Source organism: Bounagaea algeriensis (genome assembly GCF_054491375.1).
Genome location: NZ_CM137102.1, coordinates 2,105,057 through 2,120,097, shown reverse-complemented (window position 1 = coordinate 2,120,097; position 15,041 = coordinate 2,105,057). Strand labels below are relative to the sequence as shown.

Genomic DNA, 15,041 nt, shown 5'->3' with positions numbered 1-15,041 from the left:
TCGTTCCGGCTCGCCAGCAACGAGGAGGTTTGCTGAACCGCCGCCGGGCACGGCGAGGTGGCCCACTCCCCTGCCTCCGAGCTACTGCCCGACCCCTTCCGCTGGACGAATATGTCGCCTTCCCGGCGCCGCCACGGCCTTGCCAGGCTCACCCGCCACGCGCTCTCCGCCCGATCCGTCCGGGTGGAAGCGACCGGGCAGCGCAACCGAGCAGGGGACACGATGACCACGGAGCAGGCACGGCACCGGGCCGCGACCAACCAGCGGCGGGTCGCCGCAGCGACCGTGATCGGCACGACGATCGAGTGGTACGACTTCTTCATCTACGGCACGGCCGCCGCACTGGTCTTCACCGACTTGTTCTTCGCCCCGGCCGGCGCGCAGATCGGACTGCTGCTGTCGTTCGCCACCGTCGGCATCAGCTTCGTCTTCCGCCCCCTGGGAGCGTTCCTGGCCGGCCACTTCGGCGACCGCCTCGGCCGGCGCGCGATGCTCGTCATCACGTTGCTGCTCATGGGCGGGGCCACGAGTCTCATCGGACTGCTGCCCACCTACGACAGCATCGGCGTGCTCGCCCCCATCGCCCTGATCGCGCTGCGCGTGCTGCAAGGCATCTCCGCCGGTGGCGAATGGGGCGGTGCGGTGCTCATGGCCGTCGAGCACGCCGAGCCGCACCATCGCGGACGCTCCGGTGCCGTGCCCCAGCTCGGCGTGCCGCTGGGCATGCTGCTGGCCTCGGGGGTCATGGCGCTCATGACCGGGGTCCTCTCCCCTGGCGAGCAGTTCCTGCAGTGGGGCTGGCGGGTGCCGTTCCTGCTCAGCGTCGTGCTCATCGGCGTGGGCTACGTCGTGCGCCTCGCCGTGGACGAAAGCCCCGTCTTCGCCGACCTCGCCGAACGGCGACGCAGGACCACGGCGCCGGTGCTGCAACTGGCGCGTCACCACTGGCTGCTGGTGCTGCTGGCAGCCCTGGTCTTCGCGGGCAACAACGCGGCCGGCTACATGGTCACCGGCGGGTTCATCACCAACTACGCGACCGACCCGAACGGACCGGCGCAGCTCGACCGCACGCCCGTGCTGCTGATCGTGTCCGCCACGGCCCTGCTGTGGCTGGTCACCACCTACCTGTCCGGCATCACCGCCGACCGCCTCGGCCGCAAACGCTCCTACCTGTACGGCTACGCGGCGCTGCTGGTGACGGTGTTCCCTCTGTTCCTGCTCACCGCCACCGGCAACGCCGCGCTCCTCATGCTCGGGCTCGCCCTGTTCACCATCGGCCTCGGACTCACCTACGGGCCGCAGTCGGCCTGGTACGCCGAACTGTTCCCCGCTTCGGTGCGCTACTCCGGGGTGGCGATCGCCTACGCGCTCGGATCGATCATCGGCGGAGCCTTCGCACCGACGATCGCCACGTTCCTCGTGCAGTCCACCGGCACGGTGCTCGCCGTCGGCGCATACCTGGCGGTGATGTTCGTGCTCGCCACGGCGGCCGTGCTGTGCCTGCGCGACCGGCCCGGCATCGACCTCGGCATCGCCCACGAACACGCCCAGCGCCGCGGCACGACCGTCTTCGACTCCGCGAGTGCCGGCTCGAGCGCTGAGCGGTGATCTCGGAGCGCTGCTTTTCCTCCGGTGCTGGTTTTGTGGCTGGTACTGGAGAGATAGTTTCATCTAATACTGAAAAAACCAATGCTATTGATACATTGATATGGCATCGAGTGCCGCTCGGGTTCCGAGCACGCGGACTCAGTCGTCGAGGGCGCCCCGCAGCGCCTCGCGGACCTCCCGCAGCACCGCATCGTTGCTCGAGGACGTGCGCACGACGCCGACGATCACGTCGTCACCCTCGTCGGCCTCCACCCTGGTGGGCTGCGCTGCGAAGACCTCCCCCAGTTCGCGCAGAGCCGCGTGCAGCAGCGCCCGCGCGTCGACCTCTCCCCCGCTCCGGAGCCACTGCCGCAGCACGTGGTTGTGCCCGGCCACGACCGCGGACGCTGCGACGGTGCCCCACAGTTCGCCCTGCCGGCGTTCGGCGAACCTGCTGCGCAGGAACCGGCCGAAGACCCGCTGGTACTGGTCGATGCCGGTGATCTCCCTGTCCCGCAGCGACGGCACCGCGCGGGTCAGGGCGAACCGCCGCAGCGAGATCTCCGGTTCCGTCAGGTACGTCTCCAACACGCGCTCGCTGGCCCGAGTGACGACCGCCCACGGGTCCGCATCCGGGTCGGCGGTGTCGAGCAACTCCGAGACCTCCCGCACGCACTGGTCGTGCCCGGGAAAGACCGCGTCCTCCTTGGAGCGGAAGTAGCGGAAGAACGTCCGCCGCCCCACCCCCGCCGTGGCGGCGATCTGATCCACCGTGGTCACCTCGAACCCCTGCTCGTCGAAGTGCTGCAGAGCGGCGAGCGTGAGGGCGCGCCGCACCCGCTCGGCCCGCTCGACCCGAGCTCCCGGCGCAGGATCGTGGTCGGTTGCCGCGCACATGGGCGCACCCTAGCACCGACGACGGTTGTTAGTGGCACTCAGTGCCGATAGCATTCCAACATGTTGCAGGAGTCGCGCGCCGCGGGGCGGCGGCGCGGAAGCGAACCTACGGAGGCCCGGTGAACCCCGAATTCGACACCTACCAGCTCGCCGAGGAGCACGAAGAGCTGCGGCAGGCGATCCGCGCGCTCGCCGAGAAGGAGATCTCCCCGTACGCGGCGGAGGTGGACGAGCACGAGCGCTACCCGCACGAAGCGCGCGACGCGCTCACCCGGGCCGGGTTCAACGCCGTGCACATCCCGGAGGAGTACGGCGGCCAGGGCGCCGACTCCGTGGCGACCTGCATCGTGATCGAAGAGGTCGCACGCGTGTGCGGCTCGTCCTCGCTCATCCCGGCGGTGAACAAGCTCGGCACGGTACCGATGCTGCTGTCCGCATCCGAAGATCTCAAGCAGCGCGTCTTCGGCGACATCGCCTCGGGTGCTGCCACCGCCTCGTACGCACTGTCCGAACGGGAAGCCGGCTCGGACGCGGCCGCCATGAAGACGCGCGCGCACCAGGAGGGTGACACCTGGGTGCTCAACGGCACCAAGTGCTGGATCACCAACGGCGGCGAGTCGTCCTGGTACACGGTCATGGCCGTCACCGACCCGGACAAGGGCGCCAACGGCATCAGCGCGTTCGCCGTGCACCGCGACGACCCGGGTTTCGTCGTCGGCGGCAAGGAGAAGAAGCTCGGCATCAAGGGCTCACCGACGGTCGAGCTGCGCTTCGAGGACTGCACCGTCCCCGGCGACCGGATCATCGGTGAACCGGGAACCGGGTTCAAAACCGCGCTGGCAACGCTCGACCACACGCGTCCGACGATCGGCGCGCAGGCCGTGGGACTGGCCCAGGGCGCGCTGGACGAGGCCACGAACTACGTCAAGGAACGCCGCCAGTTCGGCAAACCGATCTCCGACTTCCAGGGCGTGCAGTTCATGCTCGCCGACATGGCGATGCGCACCGAGGCGGCGCGGCACATGGTCTACGTCGCCGCCGCGCGCGCCGAACGCGGCGAAGGCGATCTCGGGTTCATCTCCGCCGCCGCCAAGTGCTACGCCTCCGACACGGCGATGAGCGTCACCACCGACGCGGTGCAGCTGCTCGGCGGCGCCGGATACACCCGCGACTTCCCCGTGGAGCGCATGATGCGCGACGCCAAGATCACGCAGATCTACGAGGGAACCAACCAGATCCAGAAGATGGTCATGGCCCGCTCCATGCTCAAGGACTGATTACTGTGGACGGACGGCCTGCCGCCGCGGTGGGCCGTCCGCGCCACGACGAGTCCGCAGTGGAGGCACCTGCCGGGGCAACGGTGCACCGCGGTGCTCGTGGCCTCCCCAATCATCCGGGCCGAATCAGCCGGCCGAATCACGCGGGAAGCGCCAGCGCCCGGAACGTCCCGTGACGTGGCACACTGCTCCTGCCACAGTTCCGCCCGCTCTCCGGCTCGTGGAGGCGACACCGCGTGCTCACCGGTCTCAGCGCGTTTCCCCTGACCCCGGTCACCGACGAGGGCATCGACGAAGCTTCGTTCACCGGCCTCGTCGGACGACTCGTCGCTGCGCGCGTCGACTCGGTGGCCGCGCTCGGCTCGACCGGCGCGTACCCCTACCTGACCCGGCAGCAACGCGCCCGGGTCGCGCGGCTGGCCGTGCGGCGCGCGGAGGACGTCCCCGTCATCATCGGCATCGGAGCACTGTCCACCCGGCACGTGCTCGAACTCGCCGAGGACGCGCAGCGCGCCGGCGCCTCGGCCGTGCTTCTGGCGCCGATGTCATACCACGCGCTGACACCCGATGAGGTTTTCGTCCTCTACGAAGAGGTGACCGCGAACCTCTCCGTGCCGCTGGTGGTCTACGACAACCCCGGCACGACCCACTTCGCCTTCACCGACGAGCTCTACGTCCGCGTGGCCGAGCTGCCGCACGTGGCCTCCATCAAGATTCCCGGTGTGCCGACCGATCCGGACGCGGCCGCCACCCGCGTCACGTACCTGCGCTCGCTGCTGCCCGCGAACATCACCATCGGGGTCAGCGGTGACCCGCACGCCGCGACGGGACTCGCCAGCGGTTGCCAGGCCTGGTACTCGGCCGTCGGCGGCACCCTGCCGGACCCGATGCTGACGATCACCCGGGCGGCGCAGGCGCACGACCCGGCCACCGCCATGGCGGCCTCGCGGCGTTTGCAACCGCTGTGGGACCTGTTCGCGCGGCACGGCAGTCTGCGCGTGATCTCCGCGATCGCCGAGATCCTCGGACTGGTCCCCCACCCCAATCTCCCGGCGCCGCTGCGCGGCCTCACCGGCGACGACCACGCCGACGTCGCGCACGTCGTCGACCAGCTCGACCTGCGCTGACGAACACCAGGAGTCGGCGATCCCCACCGCGAGCGACTGCGCGGGCGTGCCGGCTCGGGATCAGTGCCACGGGCAGGGCTCGCGCGCACGGGCCGGCCGCGGCACATCAGCCGCTCACGGGGATCGCGACCATCGCGATCGTCGCCGCGACGAGCAGAGCGAGGTAGGTGGTGGCGTGCACGCGATCCGGGATGCGGCCGGGAAGCCGCCGGAGGACCGCGATCGTCGGGATCGAGCCGCACAGCAGCGCGGCAGCGGCGACGAGGTCGACGTAGCCGATCTGCCCCGTCTGAGGCGCCGCGGTCCCGAACCACGCGTAGACGACCGTGGCGACCACGGCGATCGGTGCGCTGAGCGGGCTGGCCATCGAGGTGGCCACGGCCATCGGCAGGCCGCGGCGGCGCAGCAGGGGGACCGTGAGCACGCTGCCGCCGACTCCGAGGGCGCTCGCGACCGCGCCGATGCCGACTCCGCCGACCGTGCCGCCCATCGGCCCCAGCGGCCGCGGCGCGCTGTCGCCCCCTCGGGCGAGGAAGCCGGAACGCACCGCGCAGTCCACGATGGTGAGCACCATGTAGACCAGGAACACGACGTGCAGCACCTGATCGTTCACCCGTGCGGCGGCCAGCGAACCGAGTGCCGCGCCGACGGCGATGAACGCGATCAGCGGCCACACGTACTCCCGCCGCAGCCGGCCCGCACGCGCGTGCGCCGCGGTCGCGGTCAGCGAGTTCACCACCATCACCGCCGTCGAGGTGGCGACCGCGACGTGCATGCTCGCGGCACCGGAGTCGGCCGCGGTGAACCCGAAGATCACCGGCACGGTCAGAAAACCGCCACCGAAACCGAACAGCACGGTGGTCACCCCGGTCAGCACCCCGAAGGCGAGCAGCAGCGCGAGAGAGGTCATCACCGGAGAATAGGACGCCGTCCGCATCCGGGGGCAGCTGCTCGCGCGCAAACCTGCCCGGCAGGCCGCTCAGGCCGGTTGCAGACCCCAGGCCCCGGCCAGCAGCTCGGCCGAACGCAGCCGCTTGTCCAGCGTGGGCGGCTGGTGGGCGACGATCAGCTCATCGGCGTCGGCGTGCTTGGTGAACCAGCCGAGGTAGTCCGCGACGTCCTGGGCGGTGCCGACCGCGGAGTAGGTGACCATCTGGTTCACCGGCCTGCCCTGCGGCGAGTCCAGGATCTGGTCGGCTTCCGCGTCGGTCAACCTGCGCGCCCCGCCCGCCAGCATCTTCAACCGGGCGCGCTTGACGATCTGGAAGTCCTCGCGCGCCTGCTCCAGCGTGTCGGAGGCGAGCACGTTGACACCGGCGATCACGTGCGGTTCGGCCAGTTGCTGCGAGGGCTGGAACTCGCGCCGGTAGGCGGCGACGGCCTCTTCGAGCGCGTCCGGCGAGAAGTGCGACGCGACCGAGTACGGCAGCCCCAGCGAAGCAGCCAACTTGGCGCCGAACAGCGACGAACCGAGGACGTAGAGCGGAACGCCGGTTCCCTTACCGGGCGTCGCGTTCACCCCGGAAACCAGGGTCTGCTCGCCGAGGTAGCCCTGCAACTCCTGCACGTCCTGCGGAAAGCTCTCCGCCGAGCCCGCGTCGCGGCGCAGCGCCCGCAGGGTGTTCTGGTCGGTTCCGGGCGCGCGCCCCAGTCCCAGGTCGATCCGGTCCGGATGCAGGGTTTCCAGCGTTCCGAACTGCTCGGCGATGGTCAGCGGTGCGTGGTTGGGCAACATGACACCGCCCGAGCCGAGGCGGATCGTGCCGGTGTTCGCCGCGACGTGCGCGATGAGCACGCTCGTCGCCGACGAAGCGATCGAGGGCATGTTGTGGTGCTCGGCGTACCACACCCGCCGGTAGCCGAGCTCCTCGGCTCGCTGGGCCAGCACAACGCTGTTGCGCAGGCCCTCACCGACGGTCTCCCCCTTGCCGACCGTCGCCAGATCGAGGATGGACAGCGGGACGGACATGGACGCAGGCCTTTCGTCGGGATTCTCGGACCGGTTCGCTACAAGCTCCCCTCTGGAGGAAAACCCGCGGAGCGGCCGCGGTATTTCACAGGGCCGGCTGAGTGGCGCTTTTCACCCGGGGCAGGCGGTGGACGCGCACCACGCCCGCTGCTGCCAGCGGCACGAGCACGGCGGCCGACACGCTGACCCACACCATCGCCGCGGCCAGCGACGATCCGAGCGTGAGCAGGCCGATGGCCATGGCCGGGCAGCCGGCGCCGAGGTAGAAGGCGAGGTAGAGCGCGCCCGTGATCGCGCCGCGCTGACCGTGCGGCGCGATCGTCTCGACGGCAGCGGCGGCACTTCCGTAGGCCAGTCCGTGGCCGGCACCCGCGATGACAGCGGCCAACAGGGTCACCGCGGCCGAGTCGCCGGCGGTCAGCGCCAGGAGGACGAGGCTGACGAACAGCGCCGCGAGCCCGGCCAGTTGTGCGCGCCGCATGCCGAGCCGCGGCACGAGCGGCTGCGCGAACACCGAGAAGGCCAGCACCGCACCGAGAACGCCACCGGCCACCGCCAGGTTGGTCTGGTCCGCGCGGTCGAGCAGCGTCGGGATGACCGACAGGAACAGGCCGGCCACCGTCCAAGCGAGGAACCCGGTCAACGCGGCGGTGCTGAACGCACCGCGCATGCCTGCCGGGACGTGCGGACGGGTGGGCCGGCACCGCCGCACCCGCGCGCCGGGCGCGGGCGGAAGCGCCGAGACGCGGTGCCAGCCGAACCACAGCAGCGCCAGGTGCAGCAGGAACGGCAGGAGGTGCGGCGCGGGTGCGTACTCGGCCAGCAATCCCCCGGCGATCGGTCCGGCGGCCGTACCGGCCACGAACGCGGTGCTCGTCAGCACACCCGCGTCGCGTCCCCGCTCGCGGTCGCCGGTGCTGATCAAGGCGCTCGCCGCACCCGTGACCGCGCCCAGCGCGACGCCCTGCGCAGCGCGCGCGGCGATCAACCAAGCGGACCCGGAGGCGAAAGCCAAGCACGCCGAACCGACAGCGGCGAGCAGCAGGCTGATCCGCAGCACCGAGCGCGGTCCCACCGCGTCCGCCGCGGAGCCGAACAGCAGTAGTGCTGGAGCGCTCACCAGGGCGAACGTGGCGTAGACGAGCGTCATCACCAGGTCGCTGCTGCCGAAGGCCTCCTGATAACCCGGGTAGAGCGGACTCGGCAGGTACGCCCCCGCGGTGAGCACGACGAGCACGTACAGCCCGGTGCGCACCTCGCTGCGACCGGTGGTGCGTCTTCTCGGAACGGTTCGGGATCCGGCAGGGGTGTCCAGCTTCGCCATCAGCACATGTCCAGCCTGCCGCGCAACATTGCTGAAGAGAATCAAACGTTTTGGGTTTTGAGCGTGCAAAATGGTTGCATGGTGGATCCGAAGCTGAAGGTGCTGCAGATGGTCGCCCGCCACGGCACGGTCACCGCCGCCGCGGCAGCGCTGCACTACACGCCCTCGGCCGTCTCGTACCAGCTGCGCCAGCTGGCCGAGGAGCTCGGCGTCGAACTGCTGGCCCAGTCCGGCCGGGGCGTGCAGTTGACCGCTGCCGCCCGCACCGTCCTGCGGCACGCGGAAGCACTGCAGGCCCAGGCCGAGCGCGCCTACGCCGAACTCGCCACCGAGGAACCCGCGGGTTCGTTCACCCTCTGCGGGTTCTCCACCGCGGCCACGCACCTGCTGCCGCCCGCGGCCGCGGCCTTGCGCGAACGCTTCCCCCGGATGCGCCTGCGCGTGATCGAAGCCGAACCGGCGCACTGCTTCGATCTGCTGCTGTCCGGCGACGCCGACCTCGCCCTGGTGATCAACACCGCTGACACGCCGTCGACGGGCGACGAACGCTTCGAGCAGCAACCGCTGCTCGACGATCCGCTGGACCTCGTCGTGCCCGGCGGGCACCGGTTGGCGCAGCTGCCGCGCGTCACGCTCGCCGATGCCGCCGACGAACCGTGGATCGTCGGAAACATCGGCAGCACGTATCACCAGCTGGTGCTGACCGCGTGCACATCCGCGGGCTTCACCCCGAACATCGCCCACTACGCCGACGAGTGGGACACCGGAACGGCCCTGGTGGCGCACGATTTCGGCATCATCCTCGTGCCTCGCCTCGCGCGGCTTCCCGACTGGCCCGTGGTGCGGATCCCGCTGCACGGCGAACCCGCCCCGGCACGCCGCATCCTCGCCGCGACGCGCTCCGGCCGCGGCGACCACCCGCTGGTCACGTCCGCGCTGTCCACGATCAGCGAGACCGCGCCGAAGCTCCTGCCGTCACCGCAGTGGACGGAGGGCGGAGCACGTCCGGTCGAGGACGGGCCGTAGTCGGCTGCGCGTGCCGCAGGTGGTCCGGCCGGTGCAGGTGGTCGGACCACCTGCGGCGCACCGCGTTCCAGCTCGCCGTCGACCTGCCGGTGCTGCGCACCGGAGCGCACGTGCTGCAGTGCGGACTGCCCGAGCGGCCGCCGCTCACTGCGTCAGGGGCTCCTCCGCGAGTTCCCGCACGAGTTCCCGCATGTACGGGGCCACGACCGCACGGGAGATCCGCACGTCGACGACCAGGGTGCCGCGCGCACCGGAGCGCACCCAGTCCTCGACGGCGTCGAGCTCGCGCAGCGTCGTAGCGACCACGCCCCTCGCACCGAAACCCTCGGCCAGGGTCGCGAAGTCGGCCTGGTCGATGTTCATGATCCGCTCGTCGAACCCGCGCGAGCCGTACTGGTGGATCTCGGCGCCGTAGCAGGCGTCGTTGACGACGAGCACGAGCGCGCTGCGCGCCGTGCGGATGAGCGAGTCGAGGTCGGGCAGTCCCATGATGCCGCCGCCGTCGCCGGTGACCACGACCGTCGTCGCTTCCGGCCGCGCGCGGACGGCGCCGGGTGCGGAGGGCAAACCCAGCCCGATGGCCTGGGAGGCGGTGCCGACCATGGTCAGTCCGTCCGGTGCGGTCACCTCCAGGTAGGCGTTGGGCCAGCCGAGGAAGTGGCCGCCGTCGGTGACGACCTGCCGGTCCGCGGGCAGGATCTCGTCGATCCGCGCCACGGCGCCGCGGGGGTCGAGCCGCCCGTCGCCGGCGAACTCCGCACCCCGGTCGCGGCTGTGGTGCAGCCGCGAGCTGCGGGCGTGCTGCGCCAGACCGTCCCAGCGCTGCCGTGCAGGTGCACCCGCGCTGCCGAGTTCGGCCAGCAGGGCGGTGGCGATCTCCTCGGCGTCGCCGGCGAGGTGCCGGTGCGCCTGCGGGAACGCCGGTTCGAGGTCGACCTGGACGATCGTCGCCCCGGGGGCGAACTGGGTGCCGAACGCGGTGGTGAACCGGTTGAGCCCGGCGCCGACGGCGAGGACGACGTCGGCCCGGTGGATGAGCTCGGAGCTCTCCTCCGAGGCGAACCCGCCGCACACGCCCAGGTCCCATTCGCGTCCTGCGAAGGCCCCCCGGGCTGGTGCGGTGCTGGCGGTCAGCGCGCCGAGGCGGTCGGCGAGCTCGCCGAGGCGTCCCGCGGCGTGCCGCGCTCCCCGACCGGCCAGCACGAGCGGACGCTGCGCGGCGGCGAGCACGGAGCTCGCGCCGGCCACGGCGGCGTGGTCCACCTCGGGGGCCGGATCCGGCAGTGCCAGCCCGCGCCACGGGATCGCCTCCGCGGCTGCTTCGGCGGTGGCGGTGTCGTACGGCACCAGCAGCACCACCGGAACCCGGCGGGCCGCGGCGATCTCGAACGCGCGGCGCGCGGCGGCGCGCGGGCCGGTCGCGTCCACCGTCACCGCGGGGACTCCGAGGGCTGCGGCCAGTGCCTGCTGCTCGACGTCGCCCTCGCGCAGGCCCGAACTGGGAGCGTCACCGACGACGTACACGAGGGGTGTGCGGGCCGCGCGGGCTTCGGCGAGCGCGGTCAGCGCGTTGGTGAACCCCGGGCCGTAGGTGGTGGTGGCAACGGCGGGGCGGCGGCTGATGCGGTGGTAGGCGTCGGCGGAGGCGACGGTCGCGGCCTCGTGGCGCACCGCGGTGATCGTGGTGCTTCCGTGCCGCGCCAGCGCGTCGGTGACGTGGGCGTTCCCGTTGCCCATCAGGGCGAACACCTCGGTGGTGTGCTCGGCGACGACCTCGGCGACCGCTGCGGAAACGGTGGTCATCAGCCCTCCTCCCGTGTGCTGCGACGGAACTCGCCCGGTGGTGCGCCGGGACCGACCTGATCCTCGCGCCGCGCACGTGCAGTTGTCCCCGAACACGGGGCGGAACTAGTTTGGACACATGTCGAAACCGGGACTCGGGGAGAGCCTCAACCGCATCCAGTCCTCCGTCGACGAGTTGGCCGCGCAGCTGCAGCGCTCCGTCGTCGTGGACAACGCCTCGCTGGAGTTCCTCTGCGCGAGCGCCCAGATCGGCGCGATCGACCACAAACGCGTGGCCGCGATCATCGACCGGGCCCCGCCGCCCGATCCGGTGCCGTGGATCCTCAGCCACGGCATCGCGACCGCCCGGCATCCGGTGCGCCTGCCGGACAACGAGGAACACGGGATGCTCGCGCGGGTGTGCTTCCCGATCCGCCAGGAGGGGTCCCTCGCCGGCTACCTCTGGTTGTTCGACGAGCCACCGGTCACCGCCGAGGAGATGGCGGCGACGTCGCGGACGGTGCAGCTGCTGGCGCCGATCATGGGCAGCGAAGACGCCACGCTGCGCGACCGCGCCGAGGAGATGCGGCGGCTCACCGACGAGGCGCTGGCGCGGACCACGTCCGAGTCCGCGGTGCAGCAGGCGCAGGAACGCGCGCTGCTGCCGGACGACGGCGAGCTCGTCGTGCACACCGCGCAGCTGCATCCGCAGTCCACGACGACGAGCCTGTCCAAAGACCCCCAGCTCGAGCTCGCGCGCTCACCGGCCGGCCGGCCGTACCTCGCGCGCTGCGGCACGCACCGGATCACCGTGCTCACCCGGCACACCTGCCCGCGCGAGGCCGACGCGCTCGAGACCCACGTCCAGCAGCGCCTCCGAAGCGCGGGGTACCGCGTCCAGGTCACCGGCCGAGCCTCGGCCACCGCACCGCTCGCGGTGGAGAACGCCGCGTCCCGCGCCGGCTTCGCGGCCACCGTCGCCGGACTGCTCGGCCGCGAACACGCGCTCGACTGGGCCGAGCTCGGTTCGTGGCGCCTGCTGCACGGATGGCCGTTGGAACCGGGCACCGTCCGCGCGCTCAGCGAGGACGCCGCGCGGTTGCTGCACCGCGGCACGCGGGAGCAGTGGCAGACCGCGCTGAGCTACCTCGACCACGGGCGCAGCGCCGTACCGACGTGCCGGGCGCTGGCGGTGCACCGGTCCACGTTGTACTACCGGCTCGACCGCATCCGTGAACTGCTGGGAGCCGACGCGCTGGAGGACGGCTGGCGCGCCGCGGCCCTGCACGTCGCGCTCAAGCTGCACGAGGCGCTGCGCGCCCGCGGGCGCGACGAGTAGCGCATGCTCAGCCGCGGAGCCCGCCCAGCACCACGACCTGGGGCACGAGGACATGGCGATGATGGCGGCCTTCGAAACGGATCCGCTGAGCGCCGCGGCCGGGACGCTCAGCTCAGTCCCACCGGCCGGCGCCGAGAGCGCCGCTGCTGACGGCTCCCAGCGCCGGCGGGGGAGTTCAGGGTATGCGGGAGTTCAGGGGATGCGGTCGAACGTGTCCGGGTTGGGCCCGACACGCCCGTTCGCCCCCTTGTCCAGCGCGTCGATCTCGGCGATCTCCTCGGCGGAGAGCTCGAAGTCGAACAGTGCGGCGTTGGACGCCACCCGCTCGCGATGCACCGACTTCGGGAAGATGACGTCGCCGCGCTCGATGTGCCAGCGCAGGATGATCTGCGACGGGGCCTTGCCGCGCGCCGCGGCGATCCGCCCCACCACCTCGTCGTCGAGCACCGTCGCCTGCCCCAGCGGTGCCCAGGCTTCCACGACGGCACCGTGACGCGCAGTGGCGGCGCGAGCGGCCTCGTTGCGGAAGTGCGGGTGCACCTCGATCTGGTTGACCACGGGCACGATGCCGGTCTCGTCGACGATCCGGTCCAGGTGCTCCGGCTGGAAGTTCGACACGCCGACGCTGCGCAGGCGCCCGTCGGCGAGCAGCTCCGCCATCGCCCGCCACGTCGAGACGTAGTCGCCCTCGTAGCGCGTCGGCAGCGGCCAGTGCATCAGGAACAGGTCGAGGTAGTCGACGCCGAGCTCGTCGAGCGTCTCGTCGAACGAGCTGCGCACGTCGTCCGGGTGGTGCTTGTCGTTGTTGAGCTTGCTGGTGACGTACAGCTCCTCGCGGGCGATGCCGGACTTCGCGATCGCCTGGCCGACACCCCGCTCGTTGCCGTACATCTGCGCGGTGTCGATGTGCCGGTAGCCCAGTTCGAGCGCGTGGCCGACGGCCTCCGCCGTCTCCTCCGGCGGCACCTTGTAGGTGCCGAACCCCAACTGCGGAATGGTCGTGTTGTCGTGCAGCGCAATCCTCGGAATCACGTCCCCCACGTTATTCCCATCCGCCGCTGCGTTGCAGACCCGCCGGCGCACCGCCGCGAACGCACCCGCTGACCGGTGGTGCCCGACCGAGGCCCGTGGCGGTCGACGGATCGACGACCACGGGCCTGCGGCGGCCCCGCGACGGCCCCGCGGCGGGGCCGCACGAGGGGCGCTTCACGGCCGTCCGTGCTCCGCGGTCAACAACCGCAGCGCCTCGTCGACGCAGTCGTCCCAGGCGCGCTCACCCAGTTCGGTCACCCCGGTGTCCCCGACGAACGCGCTGGAGATCACGACGTCCGGAGCGAGTTTCGCGATGTCCGCGAGGCTCCGCTCCAGCGCCGCGCGGTCGCTCATGCCGGGGAGGTATCCCGCGAACCACCCGCCGTCGACATCGCGCACGATCGTGTCCCCGGTGAACAGGTACCTCGTCCCCGTGGACGAGTGCACGAGGAAGCAGGTGCTGCCCGGGGTGTGCCCCGGCGTGGGAATCACCTCGATCCCGTGCTGCTCGTGCCGCCGGTCGAACTCCTCGTCGACCGGGCAGGTCTCGGCCACGGTGGCCGCTTCGGCCGAGCTGGCGTGCAGGGTCGAGGTGAACCGGTCCCTGATCGCGCGCAGCGAGGGCGCGATCTCGTCCTGGTGGCTCAGGTAGTGATGAGCCAGCCCGCCGAGCTCGGCGATGCGGTCGAGCTCGCCGAGCAGGGTCGTGTTGTAGAACAGCACGTTCCCGTCCGGGCCGAGCCACAGGTAGGCGTGCGTGCTCAGTCCCGGAGCAGGGTGCTCGGGCTCCGTCTCCCAGAGGTCGTGCTGGATCTGCCGCATCGTCCTTCATCCTTTCCGCGTGTCGTCCGGTCACTGCGACGGGCCGCTGCCGTAGGGGCGGGTGGGGATCTCCGTGGTGTGGTTGAGTTCGATGGTCATGGCTGCTCCCGCGATGTCGTGGTGTTCGCACTGCGTTCCGGGTGCCGGCTGTCGATCACGCGGCCCCGGGTGTTCGGACGTCGCGCCGCGCCTGCACGGCGAGATCGGCGAGGGTCTGCGCCAACCGCGCCCGCAGCGCCGGATCCCGCAGTTCGCCGCCGGGTCCGAACGCCTCGTCGACGCGCGCGAGGCACAGTTGCCGCTCGAGCACCCGCGCGCCGCAGGAAGCCACTGCCTTGTGCAGCGCGGCCTGCGACCACGCGGCGCCGTAGTCGGAAGGGCTCGCGCCGATCACGGCGACCGGCTTGCCGAGCAGCACGCTCTCCCCCTCGGGCCGGGAGGCCCAGTCGATCGCGTTCTTCAACTGCCCGGGAACGGTGGTGTTGTACTCCGGCGTGGCGATCAGCAGCGCGTCCGCGGCATCGATCGCGGCGCGCATGGCGCGCACCGGTTCAGCGGGATGCGCTTCGTCGTCCTCGTTGAACGGTTGGACCTCACCGAGCCGCTGCCACCGCACCAGCCGCGTGCCCGGCGCCGCCAGTGCGGCCGCGGACCGCAGCGTCGCCGTGCTGTAGGACGCGGCGCGCAAGCTGCCGGAGATCCCCAGGATCCGGACCGTGCCGTCAACTGCCGTCTCGGTGCTCATCGGTGCCTCCCTGCCGTTCGGTTGGACCTGCCGTTCGGCTGGACCTGCCGTTCCGTCGACCACGTCCTCGAGCGTGCTCGCCGGCACTTGCGGAGCACTGCTCGTCAACTGACG

13 protein-coding genes are annotated in these 15,041 nt (G+C 71.5%); 5 read left to right on the top strand and 8 right to left on the bottom strand.

The genetic code is table 11. From position 1 onward, the window contains the following. The first annotated feature begins 222 nt into the window (after positions 1 to 222). Positions 223 to 1,608 (top strand): MFS transporter, encoded by a 1,386-nt coding sequence (locus ACVGV2_RS09550; RefSeq protein ID WP_459165694.1) that lies wholly within the window; start codon positions 223 to 225, stop codon positions 1,606 to 1,608. Positions 1,609 to 1,746: 138 nt separating this feature from the next. Here ACVGV2_RS09550 and ACVGV2_RS09545 read toward each other — a convergent pair whose 3' ends face one another. Continuing rightward, entirely contained in the window at positions 1,747 to 2,484 is a 738-nt protein-coding gene (locus ACVGV2_RS09545; protein WP_459165693.1) for a TetR family transcriptional regulator, read from the bottom strand. 119 nt (positions 2,485 to 2,603) lie between these two features. Here ACVGV2_RS09545 and ACVGV2_RS09540 point away from each other — a divergent pair, with 119 nt between their 5' ends. Beyond that, a complete protein-coding gene (locus ACVGV2_RS09540) occupies positions 2,604 to 3,761 on the top strand; it encodes an acyl-CoA dehydrogenase (protein ID WP_459165692.1) in 1,158 nt (385 codons plus the stop codon). 236 nt (positions 3,762 to 3,997) lie between these two features. Continuing rightward, positions 3,998 to 4,888: a dihydrodipicolinate synthase family protein gene (locus ACVGV2_RS09535; RefSeq protein WP_459165691.1), complete on the top strand. Its 891-nt coding sequence runs from the start codon at positions 3,998 to 4,000 to the stop codon at positions 4,886 to 4,888. 106 nt (positions 4,889 to 4,994) lie between these two features. On the opposite strand, the gene ACVGV2_RS09530 is transcribed toward ACVGV2_RS09535, so the two are convergent. The 3 genes from ACVGV2_RS09530 to ACVGV2_RS09520 form a co-directional block, all read right to left on the bottom strand. Beyond that, entirely contained in the window at positions 4,995 to 5,801 is an 807-nt protein-coding gene (locus ACVGV2_RS09530; RefSeq protein WP_459165690.1) for a sulfite exporter TauE/SafE family protein, read from the bottom strand. A gap of 66 nt (positions 5,802 to 5,867) precedes the next feature. After that, positions 5,868 to 6,857 (bottom strand): LLM class flavin-dependent oxidoreductase, encoded by a 990-nt coding sequence (locus ACVGV2_RS09525; RefSeq protein ID WP_459165689.1) that lies wholly within the window; start codon positions 6,855 to 6,857, stop codon positions 5,868 to 5,870. Between the two features lie 85 nt (positions 6,858 to 6,942). Next, on the bottom strand, positions 6,943 to 8,181 hold the full coding sequence (locus ACVGV2_RS09520; protein ID WP_459165688.1) for an MFS transporter: 1,239 nt from the start codon (positions 8,179 to 8,181) through the stop codon (positions 6,943 to 6,945). 78 nt (positions 8,182 to 8,259) lie between these two features. On the opposite strand from ACVGV2_RS09520, the gene ACVGV2_RS09515 reads away from it, so the two are divergent. Further along, positions 8,260 to 9,207: a LysR substrate-binding domain-containing protein gene (locus ACVGV2_RS09515; RefSeq protein ID WP_459165687.1), complete on the top strand. Its 948-nt coding sequence runs from the start codon at positions 8,260 to 8,262 to the stop codon at positions 9,205 to 9,207. A gap of 144 nt (positions 9,208 to 9,351) precedes the next feature. Here the strand turns inward: ACVGV2_RS09515 and ACVGV2_RS09510 are convergent, their stop codons facing one another. Then, the gene (locus ACVGV2_RS09510; RefSeq protein ID WP_459165686.1) at positions 9,352 to 11,010 is read right to left on the bottom strand and encodes a thiamine pyrophosphate-binding protein; all 1,659 of its coding nucleotides are present in this window, start codon (positions 11,008 to 11,010) and stop codon (positions 9,352 to 9,354) included. 118 nt (positions 11,011 to 11,128) lie between these two features. Here ACVGV2_RS09510 and ACVGV2_RS09505 point away from each other — a divergent pair, with 118 nt between their 5' ends. Then, positions 11,129 to 12,328, top strand: a complete 1,200-nt coding sequence (locus ACVGV2_RS09505; protein ID WP_459165685.1) for a PucR family transcriptional regulator — start codon at positions 11,129 to 11,131, stop codon at positions 12,326 to 12,328. Between the two features lie 192 nt (positions 12,329 to 12,520). Here ACVGV2_RS09505 and ACVGV2_RS09500 read toward each other — a convergent pair whose 3' ends face one another. The 3 genes from ACVGV2_RS09500 to ACVGV2_RS09490 all read right to left on the bottom strand — a co-directional run bounded on the left by ACVGV2_RS09500 (position 12,521) and on the right by ACVGV2_RS09490 (position 14,927). Beyond that, positions 12,521 to 13,360, bottom strand: coding sequence for an aldo/keto reductase (locus tag ACVGV2_RS09500; RefSeq protein ID WP_459165684.1), 840 nt, complete (start codon positions 13,358 to 13,360; stop codon positions 12,521 to 12,523). 174 nt (positions 13,361 to 13,534) lie between these two features. Then, entirely contained in the window at positions 13,535 to 14,182 is a 648-nt protein-coding gene (locus ACVGV2_RS09495) for an MBL fold metallo-hydrolase (protein ID WP_459165683.1), read from the bottom strand. Between the two features lie 154 nt (positions 14,183 to 14,336). Continuing rightward, complete coding sequence (locus tag ACVGV2_RS09490) at positions 14,337 to 14,927, bottom strand: NADPH-dependent FMN reductase (RefSeq protein WP_459165682.1); 591 nt, start codon at positions 14,925 to 14,927, stop codon at positions 14,337 to 14,339. Positions 14,928 to 15,041 lie beyond the last annotated feature (114 nt).